14 protein-coding genes are annotated in these 22,600 nt (G+C 72.4%); 5 read left to right on the top strand and 9 right to left on the bottom strand.

Translation table 11 applies throughout. The annotated features are described in order from the left end of the window. Positions 1-166: 166 nt before the first annotated feature. From ACMXN5_RS27500 to ACMXN5_RS27490, 3 genes are all read left to right on the top strand, one after another. A complete protein-coding gene (locus tag ACMXN5_RS27500; RefSeq protein WP_439677472.1) occupies positions 167-940 on the top strand; it encodes a DUF2470 domain-containing protein in 774 nt (257 codons plus the stop codon). Positions 941-1,252: 312 nt separating this feature from the next. After that, complete coding sequence (locus tag ACMXN5_RS27495; protein WP_439677471.1) at positions 1,253-2,752, top strand: threonine/serine ThrE exporter family protein; 1,500 nt, start codon at positions 1,253-1,255, stop codon at positions 2,750-2,752. 1,322 nt (positions 2,753-4,074) lie between these two features. Then, positions 4,075-4,812: an alpha/beta hydrolase gene (locus tag ACMXN5_RS27490; protein ID WP_439677470.1), complete on the top strand. Its 738-nt coding sequence runs from the start codon at positions 4,075-4,077 to the stop codon at positions 4,810-4,812. Between the two features lie 19 nt (positions 4,813-4,831). On the opposite strand, the gene ACMXN5_RS27485 is transcribed toward ACMXN5_RS27490, so the two are convergent. The 8 genes from ACMXN5_RS27485 to ACMXN5_RS27450 all read right to left on the bottom strand — a co-directional run bounded on the left by ACMXN5_RS27485 (position 4,832) and on the right by ACMXN5_RS27450 (position 16,767). Then, the gene (locus ACMXN5_RS27485) at positions 4,832-7,357 is read right to left on the bottom strand and encodes an ABC transporter permease (RefSeq protein ID WP_439677469.1); all 2,526 of its coding nucleotides are present in this window, start codon (positions 7,355-7,357) and stop codon (positions 4,832-4,834) included. 963 nt (positions 7,358-8,320) lie between these two features. Next, positions 8,321-9,682, bottom strand: a complete 1,362-nt coding sequence (locus ACMXN5_RS27480) for a replication-associated recombination protein A (RefSeq protein ID WP_380010239.1) — start codon at positions 9,680-9,682, stop codon at positions 8,321-8,323. Positions 9,683-10,845: 1,163 nt separating this feature from the next. Continuing rightward, complete coding sequence (locus ACMXN5_RS27475; protein WP_380010242.1) at positions 10,846-11,661, bottom strand: vWA domain-containing protein; 816 nt, start codon at positions 11,659-11,661, stop codon at positions 10,846-10,848. A 105-nt stretch (positions 11,662-11,766) separates the two neighbouring features. Then, positions 11,767-12,279 (bottom strand): hypothetical protein, encoded by a 513-nt coding sequence (locus ACMXN5_RS27470; RefSeq protein ID WP_380010245.1) that lies wholly within the window; start codon positions 12,277-12,279, stop codon positions 11,767-11,769. After that, positions 12,276-12,770, bottom strand: coding sequence for a hypothetical protein (locus ACMXN5_RS27465; RefSeq protein WP_439677468.1), 495 nt, complete (start codon positions 12,768-12,770; stop codon positions 12,276-12,278). The genes ACMXN5_RS27470 and ACMXN5_RS27465 overlap by 4 nt, the downstream gene beginning before the upstream one ends. A gap of 213 nt (positions 12,771-12,983) precedes the next feature. Further along, complete coding sequence (aspS, locus tag ACMXN5_RS27460) at positions 12,984-14,801, bottom strand: aspartate--tRNA ligase (RefSeq protein ID WP_439677467.1); 1,818 nt, start codon at positions 14,799-14,801, stop codon at positions 12,984-12,986. Then, positions 14,798-16,057: a histidine--tRNA ligase gene (hisS, locus tag ACMXN5_RS27455; protein ID WP_395790988.1), complete on the bottom strand. Its 1,260-nt coding sequence runs from the start codon at positions 16,055-16,057 to the stop codon at positions 14,798-14,800. The genes aspS and hisS overlap by 4 nt, the downstream gene beginning before the upstream one ends. A 14-nt stretch (positions 16,058-16,071) precedes the next feature. Next, positions 16,072-16,767, bottom strand: a complete 696-nt coding sequence (locus ACMXN5_RS27450; protein WP_439678093.1) for an MBL fold metallo-hydrolase — start codon at positions 16,765-16,767, stop codon at positions 16,072-16,074. Between the two features lie 315 nt (positions 16,768-17,082). On the opposite strand from ACMXN5_RS27450, the gene ACMXN5_RS27445 reads away from it, so the two are divergent. Together ACMXN5_RS27445 and ACMXN5_RS27440 are read left to right on the top strand one after the other, a co-directional pair. Next, a complete protein-coding gene (locus tag ACMXN5_RS27445) occupies positions 17,083-17,925 on the top strand; it encodes a peptidylprolyl isomerase (RefSeq protein ID WP_439677466.1) in 843 nt (280 codons plus the stop codon). Between the two features lie 106 nt (positions 17,926-18,031). Further along, entirely contained in the window at positions 18,032-19,261 is a 1,230-nt protein-coding gene (locus tag ACMXN5_RS27440) for a DUF349 domain-containing protein (RefSeq protein ID WP_439677465.1), read from the top strand. 605 nt (positions 19,262-19,866) lie between these two features. Here ACMXN5_RS27440 and ACMXN5_RS27435 read toward each other — a convergent pair. Next, entirely contained in the window at positions 19,867-22,566 is a 2,700-nt protein-coding gene (locus ACMXN5_RS27435; RefSeq protein ID WP_439677464.1) for a RelA/SpoT family protein, read from the bottom strand. Positions 22,567-22,600 lie beyond the last annotated feature (34 nt).

The following is a 22,600-nucleotide window of genomic DNA, read 5'->3' as shown; positions in this document are numbered from 1 at the left end:
CCGGTCCCGGGTCGAGGCGCCGGGCCGGGGTGGTGGGCCGCCGGTCGGGCCGTCTTGCCAAGATCGGGGTACTTAGGTAAGCCTAACCTTAACGAAGACGCGGCCGGTAGCCCACTCGGGGGTCGCAAACGAGCGCCGTACCTGAGCGCCACACCTGGAGGACGCCATGTCTGTTCCCACCGAGGCCAACGCCGGGCGCACCGATGTCTCTTCCCGGCGGCCGCGCACCGCGGAGCGGGCCCGCACCCTGGCCGCCCACGCCGGGTCGGCCACCCTGGACCTGCCCGGCGACCGGGAGGAGCATGTGATCCCCGCCGCACGGGCCGTCGAGGCCGACGGCTCGCTGCTGCTGCTCGTCCCGAGCGAGACCGCCGCGGTGGTACTGACGTCCCGGGACGACGTGGCCGCCGTGCTGCACCTGGTCGACGTCGCGCCGGTCGCCGTGCCGCACCGGGTCCGCGCGCACTGCTGGATCGCGGGCTGGCTGAGCATCCCCACCGGCCCCGACGCCGAACGGGCCTCCGCGCTGTTGGCCGAGGCGGCCCCCGACCCCACCGCGTCCGAGCGCGCCGGAACGGTCCTGCGGCTGGAGGTCGGCGAGGTGCTGGTCGACGACCTGTGGGGCACCGGACACGTCGAACCCGACGACTACGCCGACGCCGCGCCCGACCCGCTGGCCGGACACGAGGCCGAACTGCTCCAGCACCTGGCCGCGGCGCACGGCGACGACCTGTGCCGGTTGGCGAACGTGGCGGGCGCGCCGGCCTGTGCGGACCGGGTGGCGCCGGTGTCGCTGGACCGACACGGCATCCGGCTGCGCACCGGCGGCCCGGACCGCACCTGTGACGTGCGCTTCGAATTCGAGCACCCGGTGGCCGACCCGACGGAGTTGGGGGGTGCGCTGCGCCGGCTGCTGCATGGGGTGCACGGGGAGGGCTGAGGCTTTCGGCCGCTTCGGGGCGGGCGCGGGGGGCGGTCGTCCGGCTCACGCGTCTCGCACGAGGTGATTCGGCTCGGGCTTCGTCCGCCGATACCGCCCGGCCGTGGCCTCGCATGATGCGGCGCCCGCCGGGCAGTCTCCTCCTCCGTGATCGACTGTGCCGGGCCCGGGCCCGGGTCGGGAACCGGCTAACGTTTCCGGTCGCGGCACCGGGTGGCGATCCACCCGGACGGATCGCCACGGCGGACCGGTCGACGGTGCCGCCGCGCGCGGGCCGGATCGCGGCGGGAACGGCGGAAGGGACGACACGGGGTGTCGGAGCAGCACTCGCGACACGAACCGGAGGGATCGGCGGACGAGGTCGGCCGCGCCCATCCGGGCCCTCGCGCACCCTGGGAGCCGGAGCGGCCGGCGACGCCGCGATCCGGCGCCAGCCCGTGGCAGGACCGGCTGCGCACCCAGCTGCGGTTCAGCGGGCACACCGCGAGCATCCCGATCGTGCCCGCCCCGGAGAAGCCCGAGGCCGGCCCCTCGGTCCCACGCGTACTCGATCTCGCGCTGCGCACCGGCGAGTTGCTGCTGGCCAGCGGCGAGGGCGGGGAGGACGTCGAGGCGGCGATGCTCGGCATCACCGACGCGTACGGCCTGGAACGCTGCCAGCCCAATGTGACCTTTGTCGCGATCACCCTGTCCTACCAGCCCTCGCTGGTCGAACCGCCGGTCACGGGCGAGCGGGTGGTGCGCCGCCGCGCCGTCGACTACACCCGGCTCGACGAGGCACACCAGCTGGTCGAGGCGATCACCCGGTCCGAGTTGACCCTGGAGGAGGCGTACCACCGCCTCGCCGACATCCGCCGCAACCGACACCCCTACCCGCGCCCGCTGTTGCTGCTGTCCGCGGGGCTGATCGCGGCCTTCGCGAGCGTGATGGTCGGCGGTGGACCGATCGTGGCCGTCGCGGCCTGTGTCGCGGCGCTGATCGGCGAGCGGTTGGCGCAGCTGCTCGCCGAGCGCGGCGTCCCGGAGTTCTACCAGTTCGTGCTCGCCTCGATGCCGGCCGCCGCGATCACGGTGGTGATGATCAAACTCGGCGCGGGGATCAACCCGTACGCCGTGGTCACCGGCGGCCTGTTCGCGCTGCTGCCGGGGCGGGCCCTGGTCGCGGCCGTGCAGGACGGGCTGACCGGCTTCTACATCACCGCCGCGGCCCGGTTGCTGGAGGTCTTCTACCTGATCGTCGGCATCATCGTGGGCATCTCGATCGTGCTGTACATCGGCGACCAGGTGGGCGTGAAGTTCACCGTCGAGGGGACGTTCAACCCCAACGGCAATCCCCGCATCGTGCAACTCCTCGCGGCGGGCGGGGTGTCGCTGACCTTCGCGGTGCTGGTCCAGGTGCGTCGGGTGCTGCTGCCGATGGCGGCGGCAGGCGGCGCGGTCGGCTGGGCGGTGTTCCAGGTGCTGCGCGAGGCGGGCGCCGCGCCGGTCCTGGCCACGGCGGTGGCCACCGGGCTGCTGGGGCTGCTCGGGCAGTTGCTCGCCCGGTGGGGCGGGACGTCGGCGCTGCCGTACGTGATCCCGGCGATCGGCCCGATGTTGCCGGGCAGCGCGATGTATCAGGGCATGCTCGGCCTGGCCCTCGGCCACACGGACAGCGGCTGGCGCAGCCTGGTGAACGCGGCGTCCCTGGCCCTGGCGCTCGCGGCGGGCGTCAACGTCGGCTCCGAGGCGGCCCGCTTCGTCCTGCCTTCCCCGCCGCCGCGCACGGGCCGCGAAATGCGCCCGGCATCGAAGCGCACCCGGGGCTTCTGAACGACGGAGGCGGCGGGGGTGCGGGCGGCCGGGGGCGGGCGGCCGGCTCGGCGACACCCATCGGCGCCCGCGCGATTCAGGCAATCGGGGCCACAGCCGCAGGTGCCACAACGTGAACCCCGGCAATATGAAGGCGCGGCCCTGCGGGCCCGTCAGGCATCTCGACGGACGCGGGGAGCGGTTAGACCGGTTCGGCGACGGTGGGTGTCGGCCATGACGACGTAGCAGGCTCCGAGGCGCTCGGCGCAGGGTCACCGGCCGGCGACCACAGGGCCCGTGCACTCGGTCGCGGTCGCAGGGGGTGGGGCGCAGGCGCTATCCCGGTCGCGGTCGCAGGTGCAGGCGCTCGGTCGCAGGCGCTGCCCCGATCGCGGGCGCGGTCGCACGGTCGCAGGCACTGTCCCGATCACGGGCGCGGGCGCGGGGTCGCAGGCGCTGCCCCGATCACGGGCGCGATCACGGGTGCGATCACGGGCGCGGTCGCACGGTCGCAGGCGCTGCCCCGCTCGCGAGCGCGGGCGCAGGGTCGCAGGCACTGCCCCGATCACGGGCGCGGGCGCAGGGTCGCAGGCACTGCCCCGATCACGGGCGCGGTCGCGGTCGCGGGCGCAGGCGCACGGTCGCAGGTGCAGGCGTCGACCTGGTCGCGAGCGGGGGCGGCCGAAGGCGTGGTGCGCGCGATTGCACTCGCGGGCGGGGGCGCCCATGCGGGCCGGGCTCGGGTGAACAGGGACGTGCTCCTGGAGAGCGGGGGCGGAGGCGGGGGCAAGTCGTGTACACGTGCGTGGACGTTGGCGGAGCGTGGACGTCGGCGCGGGCACAGACGTAAGCGTCGGCGTGGGCATGCCCATCGGCGCGGACCTGGACGTGAGCACGTACCAGGCGTCCGCATTCGCGTTGGCGTTGGCGTCGGCGCCCGTGACCGCGTCGGCGCTCGTGTCTGCGTCGTAGCGCGCGTCTGCGTCCGCGTCCGCGTCCGCGTCGTGGCGCGTCGGCGTCCGCATTGGCGCCTATGACCGTGTCCGCGTTGGCTTTGGCGCTCGTGTCGGCGTCCGCATGGGCGCCCGCGACCGTGTCCGCGTCGACGTGGGCGCCCGCGCCCGTGTTTATGTCGACGTGGGCGCCCGCGCCCGCGACCGTGTCCGTGTCCGTGTCGGCGTCGGCGTGGGCGCCCGCGACCGTGTCCGTGTCCGTGTCCGTGTCCGCGGGAACGACCCGGGTGGTGGGGGCGTTCGGGTTTTGGGGCTGTGGTCGTGGAGGCCCCGTTTCGACGCGAGTGGGCCTGGGTGCCGGGGCCACGCCGACAGCATGGAGGGCTCCGCATGCCGGACGCGCACGCATCCACCGGGCCGTTCGCCGCGCTGCGCAGCTGGTCGCCGCCGCGCGACACGCCCGTGCGCGCGGTCGTCCTGGTCCTGCCCGGTGGCCGCGCGCACGGTCGGCAACCCGCCTCCCCCCGCAACCTGGCCTATCGACGCATGGTGCCGATAGCTCGCTCCATACACCGCGCGACCCACGCGGCAGGCGCCGAGACCTGGCTGCTGCGCTACCGGGTGCGCGGCTGGAACGAACCCGATCGCGATCCGGTCCAGGACGCGTGGTGGGCCCTCGACGGCATCCGTACCCGATACCCCGACGCCGAGGTCACCCTCGTCGGCCACTCGATGGGCGGCCGCACCGCGTTGCGGGTGGCCGGCCACGAGAGCGTGCGTACGATCTGCGCGCTGGCGCCCTGGATCGAGGACGACGAACCGTACGCACAACTCGGCGGCCGGGACCTGGTCGTCGTACACGGCACGGCCGACCACACCACGAGTCCGAAGGCCTCGCAGCGCTACGCGCTGGCCGCGCGCGAGGTCTCCGACCGCGTCTGCCGATTCGAACTCCCCGACGGCCACGCGATGATGCGCCGCGCACCGGCCTGGACCGAACTGATCCGCCGCACCGTGGTGGGCGCGGTCACCGGCCGCCTGGACCCCGAGATCGCCCGCGCCATGCAAACGCCGGCCCCGGACGGCCTCCGCGCCCCCGCCATCGGGGCGATCGGCGCGAGCAGCTAGGACCTGGCTTCAGGCCCCGTCATTCGGCACCGATAGCGGTCAGGATGTCGGTGCGGGCCGCGGTGCGGGCCGGCCAGACGGCTGCGACGACGCCCACGACGACCCCCAGAGCGAGGAATCCGGCGACGCCGGCCCAGGGCACGACCAGCACCAGATTCGGCAACTTGTCGCGCAGCGTGCCCAGGATCCCCCAGGCCAGGAACGCCCCGACCAGCAGACCGAGCACCGCGCCGAACACCGAGATGACCGTCGACTCGACCCGGACCATCGTGCGCACCCGCGAGCGGTCCAGTCCGATCGCGCGCAACATGCCGATCTCCCGGCGCCGTTCGAACACCGACATGGCGAGGGTGTTGATCACCCCGAGCACCGCGATCAGCACCGCCATGGCCAGCAGCCCGTACATGATGTTGAGCAGCAGGTCGACCGTGCGGCTGAAGGAATTCCGGATGGCCGCACGATCCTCCACCTGCACGAGCGGGTTGTCGCCGATCGCGCGCTCGATCGCCCGCGCGGTCGCGGCGCTGCCGCCGCCCTCGACGCGCACCATGATCGAACGGATGTCGCGGTCGACCGTGTGCCGCTCCAGCAGCGCGGCCGGCACCGTCACCTTCGTCAACTGTTCGAGGTCGCCCTGGATGCCGCCGACCTTGACGGTGCCCCGGGCGCCGTCGGGGTAGCCGATCGGAATCACCGAGCCGACGCCCCATCCCCGCCGCTTCGCGGTGTCCGCGCTGATCAGGATCTCGCCGCGGCGCAGCGCGTCGGCGGCGGCGGTACGACTGCCGGCCTCCGGAGCGGCGAGGCCGTCGAAGTCGATCAGGTGCTCGATGCCCTTGGGGTCCACTCCGATCACCGCCGCCTCGTGGCCGTCCAGCAGCACCGAGTCCCGGATCAGTGGCGAGATCGCGGTGATCCCGGGCACGCGGGCGACGGCGGCCGGCACGCCGGCGTCGAGCGAGGCGCCGTTGACCGTGCCGATCCGGTAGTCCGCCGCGATCTCGGCGATCGCCCGTTCCTCGACGGCCTGCCGGATCGACGCGCCGAGCATGGTCAGGCCCGCGATCAGGGACAGGCCGATGGTCAGCGCGGACGCGGTGGCGGCGGTACGTCGGGGATTGCGTACCGCGTTGCGCCGGGCCAGCCGACCGGCCACGCCGAACACACGATCCAGCAGCGGCGCGCCCACGGCGATGGCGGGGCGGGCCAGCGACGGGGTGAGTACGAGGACGCCGATCAACAGCAGGAACGCACCGAGCGCGACCGGGATCCGGCCGCTGTCGCCGGCCGCCGAACGCCCGTACACGGTGAGCGCCGCACCGACCGCCGTCACCAGCGCCCCCAACGCACCGCGGCCGCGCAGTCCGCCGCGGCCGGCCGGTCGCTCTACCGCGTTCAGCGCGGCGACCGGGGGGATCCGGGACGCCCGCCGAGCGGGCAACCACGCGGCGAGGAGGGTGACCGCACCGCCGACGAGCAACGCGACCGCGATCGTATGGCCCTCCACGATCAGCGGGCCGGCGGGCAGGTGTGCGCCGAACCGCTCCAGTAGCGCCCGGAGCGCACCGGCGAGCGCGATGCCGGTGGCGAAGCCGAGCAGGGAGGCGATCACGGCGACGGCCGCGGCCTCGAACAGCACGATCCGGGTGACCTGTCCGCTGCGGGCGCCGACCGAGCGCAACAGGGCCAGTTCGCGGGTACGTTGGGCGACCAGCATGGTGAAGGTGTTGGCGATGATGAAGGTCGCGACGAACAGCGCGATGCCAGCGAACGCGAGCAACGCGATCGTCATCTGCCGGGTGCCGGCCTCGATCATGTCCACCTGCTCGCGCGCGAGCGTACGTCCGGAGGCGACCCGCAGATTGTCCGCGTCCGGCACCACCCGCCGGGCCGCGGCGCGCAATGCCGCCTCGCTCGTACCGGGGACCGGGACCAAGTCGATCTCGGCGTAGCGCCCCGGCTCGAGCAGCAGCCGCTGTGCGGTCGCGGTCTCGAACAACACGAGCGAACCACCCGACGACACGCGCGGATCGTCGGTCGTGAACACCCCGGTCAGCCGGGCCGCGATCATCGGCCCGCCGAGCGCGACGCGCACGGTGTCGCCGACCCGGAAGCCGCCCTTGTCCGCGGTCCGCACGTCGAGCGCGATCTCGGCGGCGGCGGCCGGTCCGCGCCCGGACCGCATCGGAAAGCGGGGATCGGTGCCGTCGCCGAGCGGCACGAAGTTCGTCCCGATCGTCGTCCACCCCGACCCGAGCAGGTCACCGTCCCGGTCCACCACGCCGGTGAACCCCTCCAGCACACCACGCGCCCGCGCGACACCGGGCAGCGCGCGCAGCCGGGCGAGGGTGTCGTCGGTGAGCGTGGGCTCGGGCCGACCGTGCGCGCGCGAGCCGGTGCGGTCGACGTTGTCGTCCAGGACGGCGACGGACACGTCCGCGAAGCTCTTGGAGGCGGTGTTCTTGAACGCCCGCCCCAGGGTGTCCGACAGAACGAGCGTGCCCACGACGAACGCCACACCGAGCAACACCGCGACGGCGGTCATCGCCAATCTGGTCCGGTGTGCAACGACATTGCGCAGCGCGAAACGAAACACGGGCAACTCCAGGAGGACCGAGCACGAACAGCGGAATCCCGCTCATCCTCACCCGCCCCCACCAGCACGGACGTCCCCCACGGGTAGCCCTTCGCACCCCCCGATCCATCCCCCTGAAGCCCGACCCGACCCCCACAAGACGGACCCCACACACACCGCCCGAACGCCCGTCCCGAACGCAGGTCCCGACGCCGGTACGGGGCCACCGAAGCGGCAAACGCGAGGCGACCAGCACGACGCGCGGTCGCGTAGACCCGAAGCGGGCCGCCGCACACCGGTGTCCCACGACAGCCCGCCCGCAGTCCGGGCGGACCGCGTGCGCCGGCACGGGCCTTCTCCGCGAGATCCGCACCATCCGGGACGCCCCACCCGGAGTCATCACCTCGCGCAACCACCTCCACCACACCGACCACCCGACGCGCATCGCCCCACGCGTATGGGGCGGTCGCGAGTCGGTCCAAAGGCACCCACGAAGGCACACGCCCACCGTCGCGGACGCGGACGCGGGGCGGGGCGGACGCGGACGCGGGGCGGGGCGGACGCGGCGCGGAGCGGGCGCGGCGCGGGGCAGGCGCGGCGCGGGGCAGGCGCGGCGCGGAGCGAGCGCGGCGCGGGGCAGGCGCGGCGCGGGGGCGAGCGCGGCGCGGGGCAGGCGCGGCGCGGGGGCGAGCGCGGCGCGGGGCAGGCGCGGCGCGGGGGCGAGCGCGGCGCGGGGCAGGCGCGGCGCGGGGGCGAGCGCGGCGCGGGGCAGGCGCGGCGCGGGGGCGAGCGCGGCGCGGGGCAGGCGCGGCGCGGGGGCGAGTGCGGAGGCCCGCCGCCCCGAGTGGGGGCGCCTTCACCTCTGTCAGGGCGGACGCGGGCCCCTCCCGCCGCGCCGAGGGGGCGCGGCGTGGGGTCGGGTCCTCGCGTCGGTCAGGACTTCGGCGGGGTCGGCGTGTTCAGGCGGGTGCGGAGCCACGTGGTGATGTCGGCGTAGCGGGCCTCGGCGCCGTGGCGGGTGGGCTCGTAGTAGGTGCGGCCGTGGATGGCGTCGGGCGCGTATTGCTGCGCCGCCACGCCGTCGGGGTCGTCGTGCGGGTAGAGGTAGCCCTGCGCGTGGCCGAGTTTGGCGGCGCCCTTGTAGTGCCCGTCCCGCAGGTGCGGCGGGACGGGCCCGGCGAGTCCCTTCCGGACGTCGGCGAGCGCGGCGTCGATCGCCAGGTAGGCCGCGTTCGACTTGGGTGCGAGGGCAAGGTGGATGACCGCCTGGGACAGCGTGATCCGCGCCTCGGGAAAGCCGATCAGCGCAACCGCCTGCGCGGCGGCCACCGCGACCTGGATCGCGGTCGGATCGGCCATCCCGATGTCCTCGCTCGCCGAGATCATCAACCGCCGGGCGATGAAGCGCGGGTCCTCCCCCGCCTCCACCATCCGCGCGAGGTAGTGCAGCGCCGCGTCCACGTCCGAGCCCCGGATCGACTTGATCAGCGCGCTCGCCACGTCGTAGTGCTGATCCCCGTCCCGGTCGTACCGCACCGCCGCCCGGTCCACCGCGCTCTCCAGCGTGGCCAGGGTGATCGATTCCTCGCCCTTGTCGGCGGCCGACCCCGCCCCCGCCTCCAACGCGGTCAGGACACGCCGCGCGTCACCGCCCGCGATCCGCAGCAGGTGCTCCTCGGCGTCCGAGTCGAGGGTGAGCGTCCCGGCCAGGCCTCGTTCGTCGGTGAGCGCGCGCTGCACCACCTCGCGCAGGTCGTCGTCGGTCAACGACTCCAGGGTCAGCAGGAGCGACCGGGACAGCAGCGGGCTGATGATCGAGAAGTACGGGTTCTCGGTGGTCGCCGCGATCAGCGTCACCCATCGGTTCTCCACGGCCGGCAGCAACGAATCCTGCTGGGCCTTGGAGAAGCGGTGGATCTCGTCGAGGAACAGCACCGTGTCCCGCCCCTGGGAGCCGGCGTGCCGACGCGCGTCCTCGATCACCGCGCGCACTTCCTTGACGCCCGCCGTGATCGCGGACAGTTCCACGAACCGCTGACGGGTGACATGGCTGACCACATAGGCGAGCGTGGTCTTGCCGGTACCGGGCGGCCCCCACAAAATCACCGAACTCGGCGCGGTGACCCGACTCTCCGACGCCACCAGCCGACGCAACGGCGACCCTTCACCCAACAGGTGCCGCTGCCCGACCACCTCGTCCAGATCACGCGGCCGCATCCGCACGGCAAGCGGCGCAAGCGAGGGGTCCTTGGCCTGCCGCGCCTCGGCGGCAGCAGTAAAAAGATCGGCATCCACCCAACGACCCTAACCCCCACCCCCGACCCCGCCCCCTCACAGCAACCACCCACGAAAACCCACCGGCCGGCCAGAATGCCGCTCCGGGGCCTGCCCGAGTCGATGATGACCCGCCGCCGGCGTGCGGGGCTCCAAGACCCGGGGCCTCCGGCGAGACGAGTGCATTGCTCGGCGAAACCCGGCCGGCAACGAGGGCACGGAGGTGGTCGAGTCGAGTCGAGTCGAGTCTGCCAAGGACCGTTCAGGAGTGGGCCGGGCGTTCCCAACGCGCGTCGCACCTTTGGTCCCGGGTAGCCGGTCCGGGGCCGGCCCGAGTCGACGATGAGCCGCCGCCGGCGTGCGGGGCTCCAAGACTCGGGGCCTCCGGCGAGACGAATGCATTGCTCGGCGAAAACCGGCTGGCAGCGGGGAGCGGGAGAGCGCTCGGGTCGGGTCTGCCGGGGAGCGTTCCCGAGTGGGTCGGCATTTCGGGGGCGTTTGGAAGGAGGGTTGGGGTCCGGAACCGGATCTCGGCGGGTGGTTGGTGGGCCTCGAGCTTCGGTGACCTGCGGTTTTGCGTAGCCGGGGTGAACGGTCGGGCGCCGAGTGCCGGTTTCGTGTGCTGCGCCCCCCAACGCCGGAGCAGAGACCGGAAGCACCCGATCGGAGCCGGCTTCGGGTGCCGCAACCCCCATAGATGCCATCGAAGAGACCGAAAGCGCCAAGCAGAGGCCAAACCCGGGCCCCAAGGCACCCCAAACACTCCCCCGCCCGCACTGACCTGCGGTTTTCTCTCACACCGAGGCAACAGCACCCCACGCAATCCAGGTTCGTGAACCTCCGTCACCCACACGCCCACCGCCCGCCGGAAACACCCGGCCCCACGGGAAGGCAGCCCGGAGAACTCAACCCGACCACCACCCTGCCCGCCGCTGCCGACCGGTTTTCGCCGAGCCACACACTCGCCTAGCCGGAAGCCCCAAAAAATCGCGGAGCCCCGCACGCCGGCGGCGGCCCACCGCCGACTCTGACCAGCCCCGCACCAGCCACCCGCAACCAAAAGCACAACGCCCGCCGGAAACGCCCCGACCCACCCGGGAAGGCTCCTCGGAGGACCTGGCCTGTCGCGATGGCCCGCCGCCGGCCCGGCCCGGCGTTGGGCCGGGGGGTCGCCGGCGGCGTGGTCAGCGTAGGACGCCGGCTGATTTGGCTGTTTGGAGCCATTCGGGGAATTCGTTCATCAGGTTGTCGTAGAGGGTGGCGTCGGGCATGCGGCGGGGGTCGGCGCCTGCTTCGAAGAAGCCTGCGTTGTCGACGACGCGGTACTTCGGGGCGGGCAGGTCGTCGAGGCGGTGCAGGAAGCGGAATTCGTCTCGGCCGAAGCCGATGAACTGCCAGAAGATGGGCAGTTCGGCCGCCTTGCACAGAGCCTTCTCGGCGGCCTTGGCGTTGTTCGGCGCGCCGTCGGTCTGGAAGATCACGAAGGCCGGGTCGGTCGCGCCGCACGAGCGGTAGTGCGCGATCACCGCCTCCATCGCGGACACGTAGTCGGTGGTGCCCATGTGGCCGAGCTTCTTGTGCAGCGCGGCGATGCGGCCCCCGTAGTTGTCCAGCGAGATCTCCTCGGCCGCGTAGGCCTTCGTGTCGAAGAAGATCACCGGCACGGTGCCGTCGTCGTCGAAGTGCGCGGCTGCGGCCAACACCCGGTCGGCGAGCGCTTGGACGCTGCCGTTCTTGTAGAACGGCGCCATGCTGCCCGAGCGGTCGAGCACCAGATAGACCGCCGCCCGCACGCCGGCCAGCCTGTTCTTCTCCAGGCTGACCCCGGCCGCCTTGTAGAGGCTGACCAGGCCGGGCGCGGAACGCTCGATCTTGTCGAGGCTGACCGCCGAGCCGCTGCCGCTGCGCACGGTGGCCGAGGGTGTCGCGCCGACCGGGGGCGGGGCCGCCGGGGCCGGTGCGGGCTTCGACTTCTTGCGACCGAACAGCGAGAAGGGCATGGCGAGGCTCCCAGCAGTCGAACGAGTCGGGTGGCCGCCCCCTCCCGGGGGCTTCCCGCGCCTACGCTCCCAGATGCCCCGCCCCCACGAACAGGGGCAGATCCCTCACGAATCGGCCATGTCGCACCCCGCCCGCCCGCGCCGAACCCGGTCGGCCGTCCACCCCGGCGGTACCACCACCACCTCGCCCACGTCCCCGGCCCACATCACCTGCGGCCCGAACGCCTCGGCCAGCGCGACCACCGCCCGCTCCACCGCGCCCTCCCCCGGAGCCCGGCAGGTCAGCCCGGACGCCGGCTCGTCGGCGCCGATCCGCTTGCGCTCACCCGCGACCGCCAGCGCGAGCCCGCCCAGATGATCGCCGTCACCACCCCCGGGCCGCTCCGGGAGCGGATCGGCCACCTCTGCGCCGTCGACCCACAGACTGAACCAGCAGCGCGCCGACAACCCTTCGCCACGCAACACGCCCAACAGATCGCCGACTTGCGGATACGACGCGGCGCGCGCCTCCTCCAGGAGGTCGGCCGGCACCGGCGTGCCGAACGACTCGACGAACTCCAGGCCCCCCTCGCCGTCGGTGAACCACCGCAGCGGATTGATATGCACGGTGTGGCTCATGCGACCTCCCGATTCGAGCCCCGACCTCGACCCGCTCCAGCATCCCGCCCGCCTCCGACATGCGAGGCGACCCGAACTCCCGCCTCGGCCTCGGTCCCGGCCCCCGCCCCGACGGCAACGGGCGCACCACCTCCGCCCGTTGCACCGTCGCCGGCCCCGCCGCTCGCCGCCCGCTCCAACGCCGCCGCGCGCCGCCGCCGCGACGCGTAGAACCACTCCTGCCATTCCCGCGTGCCCTCGATCGCCTGCACGCGCGCCATCGCGTACAACCGCACCGGCGGCGAGCCGCGATATCGCATGTTGGCCATCGTCCCGTCGGGCTCGGTCAGGAAGCGCCCGATGGCGCCCTGCGTCCAGCCGCGCCCCAGCACGGTCGACCGCGTCACGTACTCCGCCGGCACCCGCCGCTTGGTCAAGTCCACCGCCGTGTCGGCCTCCCCGAGGTAGTGCGAACCGATCCCGACGACCGGCTCGACTTCCAAGGTAGGCACCGACGCCCGCGCTTGCTTCTCCCCTGTGCAGAAGCGTTTTTCCTACGCCCGCTCTCGTCTCCACATGCCCCGTCTCGTCTCCACATGCCCCGTCCCATCTCCACATGCCTCGCCCGGGCCTCCACACACCCCGGCCCCGCCCCACACACCCCCCAACGCCGAAGGGCGGCCGAGCCATTGGCCCGACCGCCCCACAACATCCACCGACAGGCGTTACGCCTTCTCCGCACCCGCGTCAGCAGCCGCGCCCGCGCCCTTGGCACCGGCGTCCCCCGCCCCCGACTTCGGCTTCGCGTCGATCCCCGCCTCCCGCCGCTGCTGCACCGTGATCGGCGACGGCGCCCCGGTCAACGGATCCCCACCGGAAGCCGTCTTCGGGAACGCGATCACATCGCGAATCGACTCCGCCCCGCCCAACAACGCCACCAACCGGTCCAACCCCAGCGCGATCCCACCATGCGGCGGCGGCCCATACGCGAACGCGTCCAGCAGGAACCCGAACTGCGACTGCGCCTCCTCCTCCGACATCCCGATCGCCGCGAACGCGCGCTCCTGCACGTCCCGACGGTGGATACGGATCGAACCGCCGCCGATCTCGGTGCCGTTGAGCACGATGTCGTACGCGTTCGACAGCGCCTCGCCCGGGTTCTTGTCGAACCCGTCCAGCCACTCCGCCGTCGGCGCCGTGAAGGGGTGGTGGATCGCGTGCCAGCCCTGGTGGTTGCCGGCCGCGTCCTCGATCGGCTCGAACATCGGGAAGTCGACGACCCAGAGGAAGTTCCACTTCGACTCGTCGATCAACGACCCGCGCCGGGCGATCTCCAACCGCGCCGCGCCCAGCAGTTCGAGCTGCGCCGTGCGCCGCCCGGCCGCGAAGAAGATGCAGTCGCCCCTGCTCGCCCCGGTCGCCTCGACCAGCCCGGCCAGGTGCTCCTCGGACAGGTTCTTGGCCACCGGGCCGCGCAGTTCGCCCGTCTCCGCGTCGACCAGCACATAGGCGAGCCCGCGCGCCCCGCGCGCCTTGGCCCAGTCCTGCCAGCCGTCCAACTCCTTGCGGGTCTGCGCGGCGCCGCCGGGCATCACCACCGCGCCGATGAACTCGGCCTGGAACACCCGGAACGACGTGCCCTCGAAGTAGGCCGTCAGGTCCACCAGTTCGCACCCGAAGCGGGTGTCCGGCTTGTCCGAGCCGTAGCGCGCCATCGCCTCGGCGTAGGGCAGCCGGGGCAGCGGCAGCGCGATCTCCACGCCGTGCACCTCGCGCCACACCCGCGCGATCAGCTTCTCGGTCAGCGCCAGGATGTCCTCTGCGTCGCAGAACGACATCTCGACGTCCAGCTGGGTGAACTCCGGCTGCCGGTCGGCCCGGAAGTCCTCGTCCCGGAAACAGCGCGCGATCTGGTAGTAGCGCTCCATGCCGGCCACCATCAACAGCTGCTTGAACAGCTGCGGCGACTGCGGCAGCGCGTACCACGAACCCGGCTGCAACCGCACCGGCACCAGGAAGTCGCGGGCGCCCTCGGGGGTGGAGCGGGTCAGGTACGGCGTCTCGATGTCGAGGAAGTCGTGGTCCTCCATCACCTCGCGGATCACCCGGGTGACCTTCGAGCGCAGCCGCAGGTTGCGCGCCATCGACGCGCGCCGCAGGTCGAGGTAGCGGTGCTTGAGCCGCACCTCCTCGTTGACCGTGCCCGGGGTGTACTCCTCGATCGGGAACGGCAGCGGCGCCGCCTCCGACAGGATCTCGAAGTCGTCCACGACGACCTCGACCGCCCCGGTGGGGATCTCGGTGTTCTCGTTGCCGTCGGGACGCACCCGCACGTCGCCGGTGACCCGTACGCAGAACTCGGAGCGCAGGTTGTGCACCGTCTCCAGGTCGCGGAAGACCACCTGCACGGTGCCCGAGGCGTCGCGCAGGTCCACGAACGCCACGCCGCCGTGATCGCGCCGCCGGGCCACCCAGCCGGCGAGCGTCACGGTGTGGCCGGCGTGCTCGGCGCGGAGCGTCCCGGCGTCATGGGTGCGGATCACTGAAGCTTCTCCTTCAAGACGGTGACGACCTGGTCGAGCGGAACCGGGGTCTGGTCCCCGTTCGACAGGTCCTTGATCTGGGCGACGCCCTCGGTGAGGTCACGATCGCCGACGACGATGGCGTAGCGGGCGCCGGATTGCGACGCGGCCTTCATGGCGCCCTTGAGCTTCTTCCCGCCGAACGCCATGTCGGCGGGGATGTCCTCGATCCGCAGTTGGGTGACCATGGCGAACACCGCGCGGCGGGCCGCGTCGCCGATCGCCACGCCGTAGACGTCGCAGTCGGCGGGGGTCTCCACGGTCTGGCCCTCCGCCTCCATCGCGAGCATCGTGCGGCCGATGCCCAGCGCCCAGCCCACCGAGGGCAGGTCGGGGCCGCCGAGGTCCTCGGACAGACCGTCGTAGCGCCCGCCGCCGCCGATCGCCGACTGCGCGCCGAGGCCGTCGTGCACGAATTCGAACGTCGTGCGGTTGTAGTAGTCGAGGCCCCGGACCAGCCGCGGGGTGTCCTCGTAAGCGATCTCCAACTCGTCGAGCATGCCGCGCACGAACGTGTGGTGTTCGGCGCACGCCTCGCACAGGTGGTCGGTGATCAGCGGGGCATCGGCGATCAGCGCCTGCACCTCGGGCCGCTTGTCGTCGAGCACGCGCAGCGGGTTGATCTCGATCCGCGCGTGCGTCTCCGCGTCCAGGTCGAGCGCGCGCAGGAACTCCTGCAGCTTGGCCCGGTAGACGGGGCGGCACTCGCGGCAGCCGAGCGAGTTGAGCAGCAGCCGGAAGTCGCGCAGGCCGAGCTTTTGGAAGCCCTCGGTGGCCAGCGCGATCATCTCGACGTCGACCAGCGGGTCGTCACTGCCGATCGCCTCGGCGCCGACCTGGGTGAACTGCCGGGTGCGGCCGGCCTGCGGGCGCTCGTAGCGGTAGTACGAGCCGAAGTACCACAACTTCACCGGCAGTCGGCCCGCGTACAGGTTGTGCTGGAGCACCGAGCGCATCACCGCCGCGGTGCCCTCGGGGCGCAGCGTCAGCGAACGGCCGCCGCGGTCCTCGAAGGTGTACATCTCCTTGGTCACGATGTCGGTGGACTCACCGACGCCGCGCAGGAAGAGGCCGGTCTCCTCGAAGGTGGGGGTCTCGATGTACTGGAAACCGGCGTCGCGCAGTTCCAGGCCGAACTGGATCCGGATCCGGTTGAACGTCTCCGAGTACGGCGGGAGCATGTCGAAGGTGCCCTTGGGGGCGTTGAAGGTACTCACGGTATGAAAATCCGTCACATTCCTCGGTGCGGTCCCGCGGGCGGCGTCAGCTCTTGCAGATACGGATTGCTCGCGCGCTCGCGGCCGATCGTCGTCTGGGGGCCGTGGCCGGACAGGACGACGGTCTCGTCCGGCAGGGGCAGACACACCCGGGACAACGAGCGCAACATCTGCGCGTGATCGCCGCCGGGCAGGTCGGTGCGTCCGATGGAGCCGGCGAACAGCAGGTCACCCGAGTACAGGATGGGCGGGACGTCCGCGCTTCCCTGGGTGCCGAAGGCCACCGACCCCTGTGTATGGCCGGGCGCATGATGGACCGTCAGCTCGAGGCCCGCGAGTTCGAGCACGGCGCCGTCGGTGAGCAGGCGCACGTCCTCGGGTTCGGTGAAGGTCATCCCGCCGAACAACTGCTGTCCCACGCCGAGCGACAGGCCCTTGGCCGGGTCGGAGAGCAGGTCGCGGTCGTCGGGGTGGATCCACGCGGGCACCTTGTGCTCGGCGCACACCGGCACCACCGAGAACATGTGATCGATGTGCCCGTGGGTCAACACCACCGCCACCGGGCGCAGCCCGTGCTCGCGGACGATGTCCTGTACGCCGTCGAACGCGTCCTGCCCGGGGTCGACGATCACGCACTCCTCGCCGGCGCCCGGAGCGACCACGTAACAGTTGGTCTGGAAGGACCCTGCGGGGAACCCGGCGACGATCACGTTCGTCCTCTCGGTCTCGGGGTCTTCCGGCGACGGGGGCAAGCACGGAAGTATGCGGCGGACGTGGGAATCGGATACGAGACTACCGGCGCGCGGGGGCGGATCGCGAACCGGTTCCGGGGGTGCGTGCCTAGACTGTGCGCGAGCTGCGGCCGGTTCCGCACGTGTGGGATCACCGCAGGTCGGGACCGGTGCACCGATCCCGTCACGGTGCCGGAAGCCGTCGTCCGGCGCAGGCTCGGTCGCACGGCCGTCCGGGTCGAGTCCCATCCACATCGAGTCCGTTCGAACCATTCGAATCCAGGAGAGCACGCGGTGGTCACCAAACAGCAGCGCCAGCGACAGCTCGCGCGCGAGAAGTTCGAGCGCCAGCAGCAGCGACGCGGGACCGCGCACGCACGCCGGCGCCGACGCAATCAGGTCGTCGCCGCGGTCGCGGCGGTGGTCGTGGTGGCGGGTGGCGGGGCGTGGCTCGCGGTGGCGACGAGTGACGACGACAAGGACGACAAGAAGACCAACGCGGCCAACACTCCGCCGAGCACGCAGCCCTCCGCGCCGCAGTCGCCGCCGCCCGCCGCCAAGCCGAAGACGTGTGCGGCGCCGGCGCCGGGCGAGCCGACGAAGGAGCAGTTCACCGCGGAGCCCGCGATGTCGATCGACACCGCCGGCGCGTACACGATGACGCTCAAGACCACCTGCGGCGAGGTCAAGGTCGCCCTGGACGCGGCCAAGGCGCCGCACACGGTGAACTCGTTCGCGTTCCTGGCGGGCAAGAAGTTCTTCGACCACACCAAGTGCCACCGGCTGACCACGGGCGGCCTGGCGGTGCTCCAGTGCGGCGACCCGACCGGCACCGGCACGGGTGGTCCGGGATACAAGTTCGTCGACGAGAACCTGGGCACCGCCGGCGCGGACGGCACCGCGGCCTACCCCGCGGGCACGGTGGCGATGGCGAACTCCGGTCCCGGCACCAACGGCAGCCAGTTCTTCCTGGTCACCGGGGACAGCAAACTGCCGCCGAACTACACCCCGTTCGGCAAGGTCACCGGCGGGATGGACGTCCTGCAGAAGATCGCCGCCGCGGGCACCGAGGACGGCGGCAGCGACGGCGCGCCGCACGAGAACGTGGTCCTCGACAGCGTGACCGTGGCCAAGTAGCAACCGACCGCACGCGTGTTCCACCGCGACTCCCCGGGCACGGCCCGGCCCGTGCCCGGGGGGTCCTGTGTAGAGTGCGCCGCATTCAGCATCGAAGGAGGCCGCTGTGAGCAGCGACCCGTGGGGCCGCGTGGACGAGCAGGGAAACGTCTTTGTCAAGACGGCGGACGGTGAACGCTCCGTCGGTTCGTGGCAGGCGGGTTCCCCGGACGAGGCCCTGGCCTACTTCCGGCGCAAGTACGAGGGACTCGCCGTCGAGGTGGAGTTGCTCGCGCGGCGGGTACGGACCACCGACCTCGCGCCCAAGGACGCCCACCACGCGATCGAGCGCCTGCGCGCGAGCATCGTCGACGCGAACGCGGTCGGCGATCTGGAATCGCTGGTCAAGCGCCTGGACGCGCTGGTGACCGTGGTGGATTCCAAGCGCGAGGAGCGCAAGGCCACCCGCGCGAAGGCGCAGGAGGAGGCGCAGGGCGCCAAGGAGCGGATCGTCGCCGAGGCCGAGCAGCTGGGCCAGAGCACGGACTGGCGACCGGCCGGCGAGCGGCTGCGCGCGCTGGTGGACGCCTGGAAGGCCGTGCCGCGCCTGGACCGCAAGGCCGACGACGAACTGTGGCACCGGTTCTCCCAGGCCCGGTCCAACTTCGCCAAGCGCCGCAAGGCGCATTTCGCGGAGCTGGACGGTCAGCGCGACAGCGCCAAGCGGGTCAAGGAGAAGTTGGTCGAGGCGGCCGAGGCGCTGTCCACGTCCACCGACTGGACCGACACCGCCGCGCGCTACCGCGACCTGATGAACGACTGGAAGGCCGCCGGCCGGGCCCAGCGCGACGTCGAGGAAGAGCTGTGGCAGCGCTTCCGGGCCGCGCAGGACGTGTTCTTCGCGGCGCGCAGCGAGGTGTTCGCCGAGCGCGACTCCGAGCAGCGGGAGAACCAGGCCGCGAAGGAGCTGCTGCTCGTCGAGGCCGAGACGATCCTTCCGGTGAAGGACGTCAAGGCGGCCCGGGTGGCGCTGCGCTCGATCAACGATCGCTGGGAGGCCATCGGCCACGTCCCGCGCGATGCCCGGCCGAGGATGGAGGCCCGGCTCCAGACGGTCGAGCGGGCGATCCGCGAAGCCGAGGAGGAGCTGTGGAAGCGCACGAACCCGGAGGCCCGGGCTCGCGCGCAGGCGGCGGTGGACCAGATCCAGGCGTCCATCGACAAGCTCACCCAGCAGGCGGAGAAGGCCCGCGCGGCGGGCAACGAGCGCAAGCTGCGCGAGGCCGAGGAGTCGATCGCGGCCCGCGCGGAGTGGCTGGCCGAGGCGAACAAGGCGCTGGAGGAGTTCTCCGGCTGAGCGGGTCGAACGGCCGGCCCACCGGGCCGAGCGGTTCGAGTCGCGCGGGCGCGCGCGTACGCGGATCCCTCGCGTAGGCGCGGCCGGCGCCGCGACGCGGCGACGTACACCAGGCACGGGCGGACCCGGATCGGCGATCAGCCGGTCCGGGTCCGCCCGTGCCTGGTGTCGGCCCGTTATCGAGCCGACCACGTCCGACGCGCGGGTGCCGTACCGACCTGCTGCTCGCTCGCGCGGCGAGGCACGGAGCCTCGCGGCGCGTGCACCCCCAGCGCGTGGTCTCGGCCGTCGAGACGACGCACTCGCCCGTGTCCCTCGCAGGTCCGCCTCACCGGTCGGCGCGCGCCAAGCGGTTCGACCACGCGCCGGCACCCCGGGCACCTCGCGGCCGGCGATCTTGATCCGCAAGTCCCGGCGCGACCGAACCCACCGCGCTCGCGGCCCGCCTGCGGTCACACCCCGATCGACCGCTCCCAAGCCGCCTCGCCCGCAGGCATCGCTGCGGCCCCGAGCGGCGCCCACAGCCCCCCGCCCCGCTCCCCCGGATGACAAGACCGAGCGGCGCCGGAAAACCCTCCCGACGCCGCCTCCCGCCCCGTGACGGGCTACTGCTGCCGCCCGCTGGTCACCCGGTACGCGTCGAACACGCCCTCGACCCCGCGCACCGCCTTGAGCACGTGCCCCAGGTGCTTCGGATCGCCCATCTCGAAGGTGAACCGGCTGACCGCGACCCGGTCGCGCGTGGTGGCCACCGACGCGGACAGGATGTTCACGTGCTGGTCGGACAACACGCGCGTGATGTCCGACAACAACCGGGACCGATCGAGCGCCTGCACCTCTATCGCCACCAGGAACACCGAGGACGCGGTCGGCGCCCACTCGACGTCGACGATGCGCTCCGACTGCCGGGACAACGACTCCACGTTGCCGCAGTCCTGGCGGTGCACCGAGACGCCGTTGCCCCGGGTGACGAATCCGATGATCGGATCGCCGGGCACCGGCGTGCAGCAGCGGGACAGCTTGACCCAGATGTCGTCGACACCCTTGACCACCACACCCGGATTGCCGGTCGAGCGCGGCCGGCGCCGGGTGGTGGTCGGCCGGGTCGCCTCGGCCAGGTCCTCGGTCGCGCCCTCCTCGCCGCCCAGCGACTCGACCAGGCGCTGCACGATGGTCTGCGCCGAGACGTGCCCCTCGCCGATCGCCGCGTACAGCGAGGAGATGTCGGAGTAGCGCAACTCGTGCGCCAGCGTCACCAGCGTGTCTCCGCCGCCCGACATCAGCCGCTGCAGCGGCAGGCCCTGCTTGCGCATGGCCCGGGTCAGGCCCTCCTTGCCCTGCTCGATCGCCTCCTCGCGGCGCTCCTTGGAGAACCACTGGCGGATCTTGTTGCGCGCCCGGGGCGACTTCACGAAGCCGAGCCAGTCGTGGCTGGGCGCCGCGGTCTCGCTCTTGGAGGTGAACACCTCCACCAGGTCACCGTTGTCCAACCGGCTCTCCAGCGGCACCAGCCGCCCGTTCACCCGGGCGCCGATGGTGCGGTGCCCCACCTCGGTGTGCACCGCGTAGGCGAAGTCGACCGGGGTCGAGCCGGCCGGCAGCGCTATCACGTCGCCCTTGGGCGTGAAGACGAAGACCTCCTGGCTGGAGAGGTCGAAGCGCAGCGACTCCAGGAACTCGCCCGGATCCTCGGTCTCCCGCTGCCAGTCCAGGAGTTGGCGCAGCCACGCCATGTCGTTGGCCGGGTCCTCGCCCTTGCGCGCGGACTTGGTGTCGGTCTTCGCGGCGCCCTTGGCGCCGACCGCCTCGGCCTTGTACTTCCAGTGCGCGGCGATGCCGTACTCGGCGCGGCGGTGCATGTCGAAGGTGCGGATCTGCAGTTCGACGGGCTTGCCCTCGGGCCCGATCACCGTCGTGTGCAACGACTGGTACATGTTGAACTTGGGCATCGCGATGTAGTCCTTGAACCGCCCGGGCACGGGGTTCCAGCGCGCGTGGATCGTGCCGAGCGCCGCGTAGCAGTCGCGGACCGAGTCGACCAGGACCCGGATGCCCACCAGGTCGTAGATCTCGGTGAACTCGCGGCCGCGCACGATCATCTTCTGGTACACCGAGTAGTAGTGCTTCGGCCGCCCGGTCACCGTCGCCTTGATCCGCGCCGAGCGCAGATCGCCCTGCACCTGGTCGGTGACCAGGGCCAGGTATTCGTCCCGCTTGGGCGCGCGCTCGGCGACCAGGCGCACGATCTCGTCGTACATCTTGGGGTAGAGGATGGCGAAGGCCAGGTCCTCCAGCTCCCACTTGATCGTGTTCATGCCCAGGCGGTGCGCCAGCGGGGCGTAGATCTCCAGCGTCTCGCGGGCCTTGCGCTCCTGCTTCTCCCGCTTGAGGTAGCGCATGGTGCGCATGTTGTGCAGCCGGTCGGCGAGCTTGATCACCAGCACGCGCGGGTCCTTGGCCATCGCGATGACCATCTTGCGCACGGTCTCGGCCTGCGCCGCCTCGCCGAACTTGACCTTGTCCAGCTTGGTCACGCCGTCCACGAGCATCGCGACGGTGTCGCCGAAGTCGCGGCGCAGCGCGTCGAGCCCGTAGTCGGTGTCCTCGACGGTGTCGTGCAGCAGTCCGGCCATCAGCGTCGGCGGGTCCATGCCCAGCTCGGCCAGGATGGTGGCGACCGCGAGCGGGTGGGTGATGTATGGGTCGCCACTCTTGCGCCGCTGGCCGCGATGCCAGCGCTCCGCGGTGGTGTAGGCGCGCTCGATCTGGCGCAGGTCGGCCTTGGGGTCGTTGACCCGAACCACCCGCAGCAGCGGCTCCAGGACCGGGTTGTAGACGCTGTTGCGCTGCACACCCAGGCGGGCCAGGCGGGCGCGGACCCGGCTGGGCCCGTCCACCCGCAACGAGCGCGAGCGCTCGCCGGTGCGCGAGGCGCCCGCCGCGCCGGGTGCCGCCTTGGCGACCGGTCGCGGGCCTCGAGCCTCGGGTCCGGCCGCACCGGCGGCGGGGCCGCTGTGGCCGTCGCTGCCGCGGGGACCGTCGGCGCTGTCCTCGGACGCGGGGCCGCGGGTGTCACCCGCGCCGGGCCGGTTCGCGGGCGGCTCGGCCGAAGCCGCGGGCCGCTTCTGCGGCGGTTCGGCGTGCGCGTCGGCGCGGGCCCGGGCGGGAGCCTCCTCGGCTCCTCCGGCGCTCACCGGCGGATGACCCGCGGGTCCCGGTGTGGCACGTGTGGCGTCGTCCGAGGGAGCCGCGTGTTCGACGGCATCCCCCGAGGACGACGCGACGGGCGCGACCTCGTCCGGCAAGGGAACTCCTCCCACAGATGACGGAAATTCCATC

Source organism: Embleya australiensis (assembly GCF_051903075.1).
In the GTDB taxonomy this organism is placed as follows: Bacteria; Actinomycetota; Actinomycetes; order Streptomycetales; family Streptomycetaceae; genus Embleya.
This window is presented reverse-complemented; position numbering and strand designations above follow the sequence as displayed.

Bases quoted from the DNA above. Each gene is read 5' to 3' on its own strand.
- ACMXN5_RS27500 (WP_439677472.1), top strand. From the start codon at position 167: ATGTCTGTTCCCACCGAGGCCAACGCCGGGCGCACCGATGTCTCTTCC.
- ACMXN5_RS27490 (WP_439677470.1), top strand. From the start codon at position 4,075: ATGCCGGACGCGCACGCATCCACCGGGCCGTTCGCCGCGCTGCGCAGC.
- ACMXN5_RS27485 (WP_439677469.1), bottom strand. From the start codon at position 7,357: ATGACCGCCGTCGCGGTGTTGCTCGGTGTGGCGTTCGTCGTGGGCACG.
- ACMXN5_RS27475 (WP_380010242.1), bottom strand. From the start codon at position 11,661: ATGCCCTTCTCGCTGTTCGGTCGCAAGAAGTCGAAGCCCGCACCGGCC.
- ACMXN5_RS27470 (WP_380010245.1), bottom strand. From the start codon at position 12,279: ATGAGCCACACCGTGCATATCAATCCGCTGCGGTGGTTCACCGACGGC.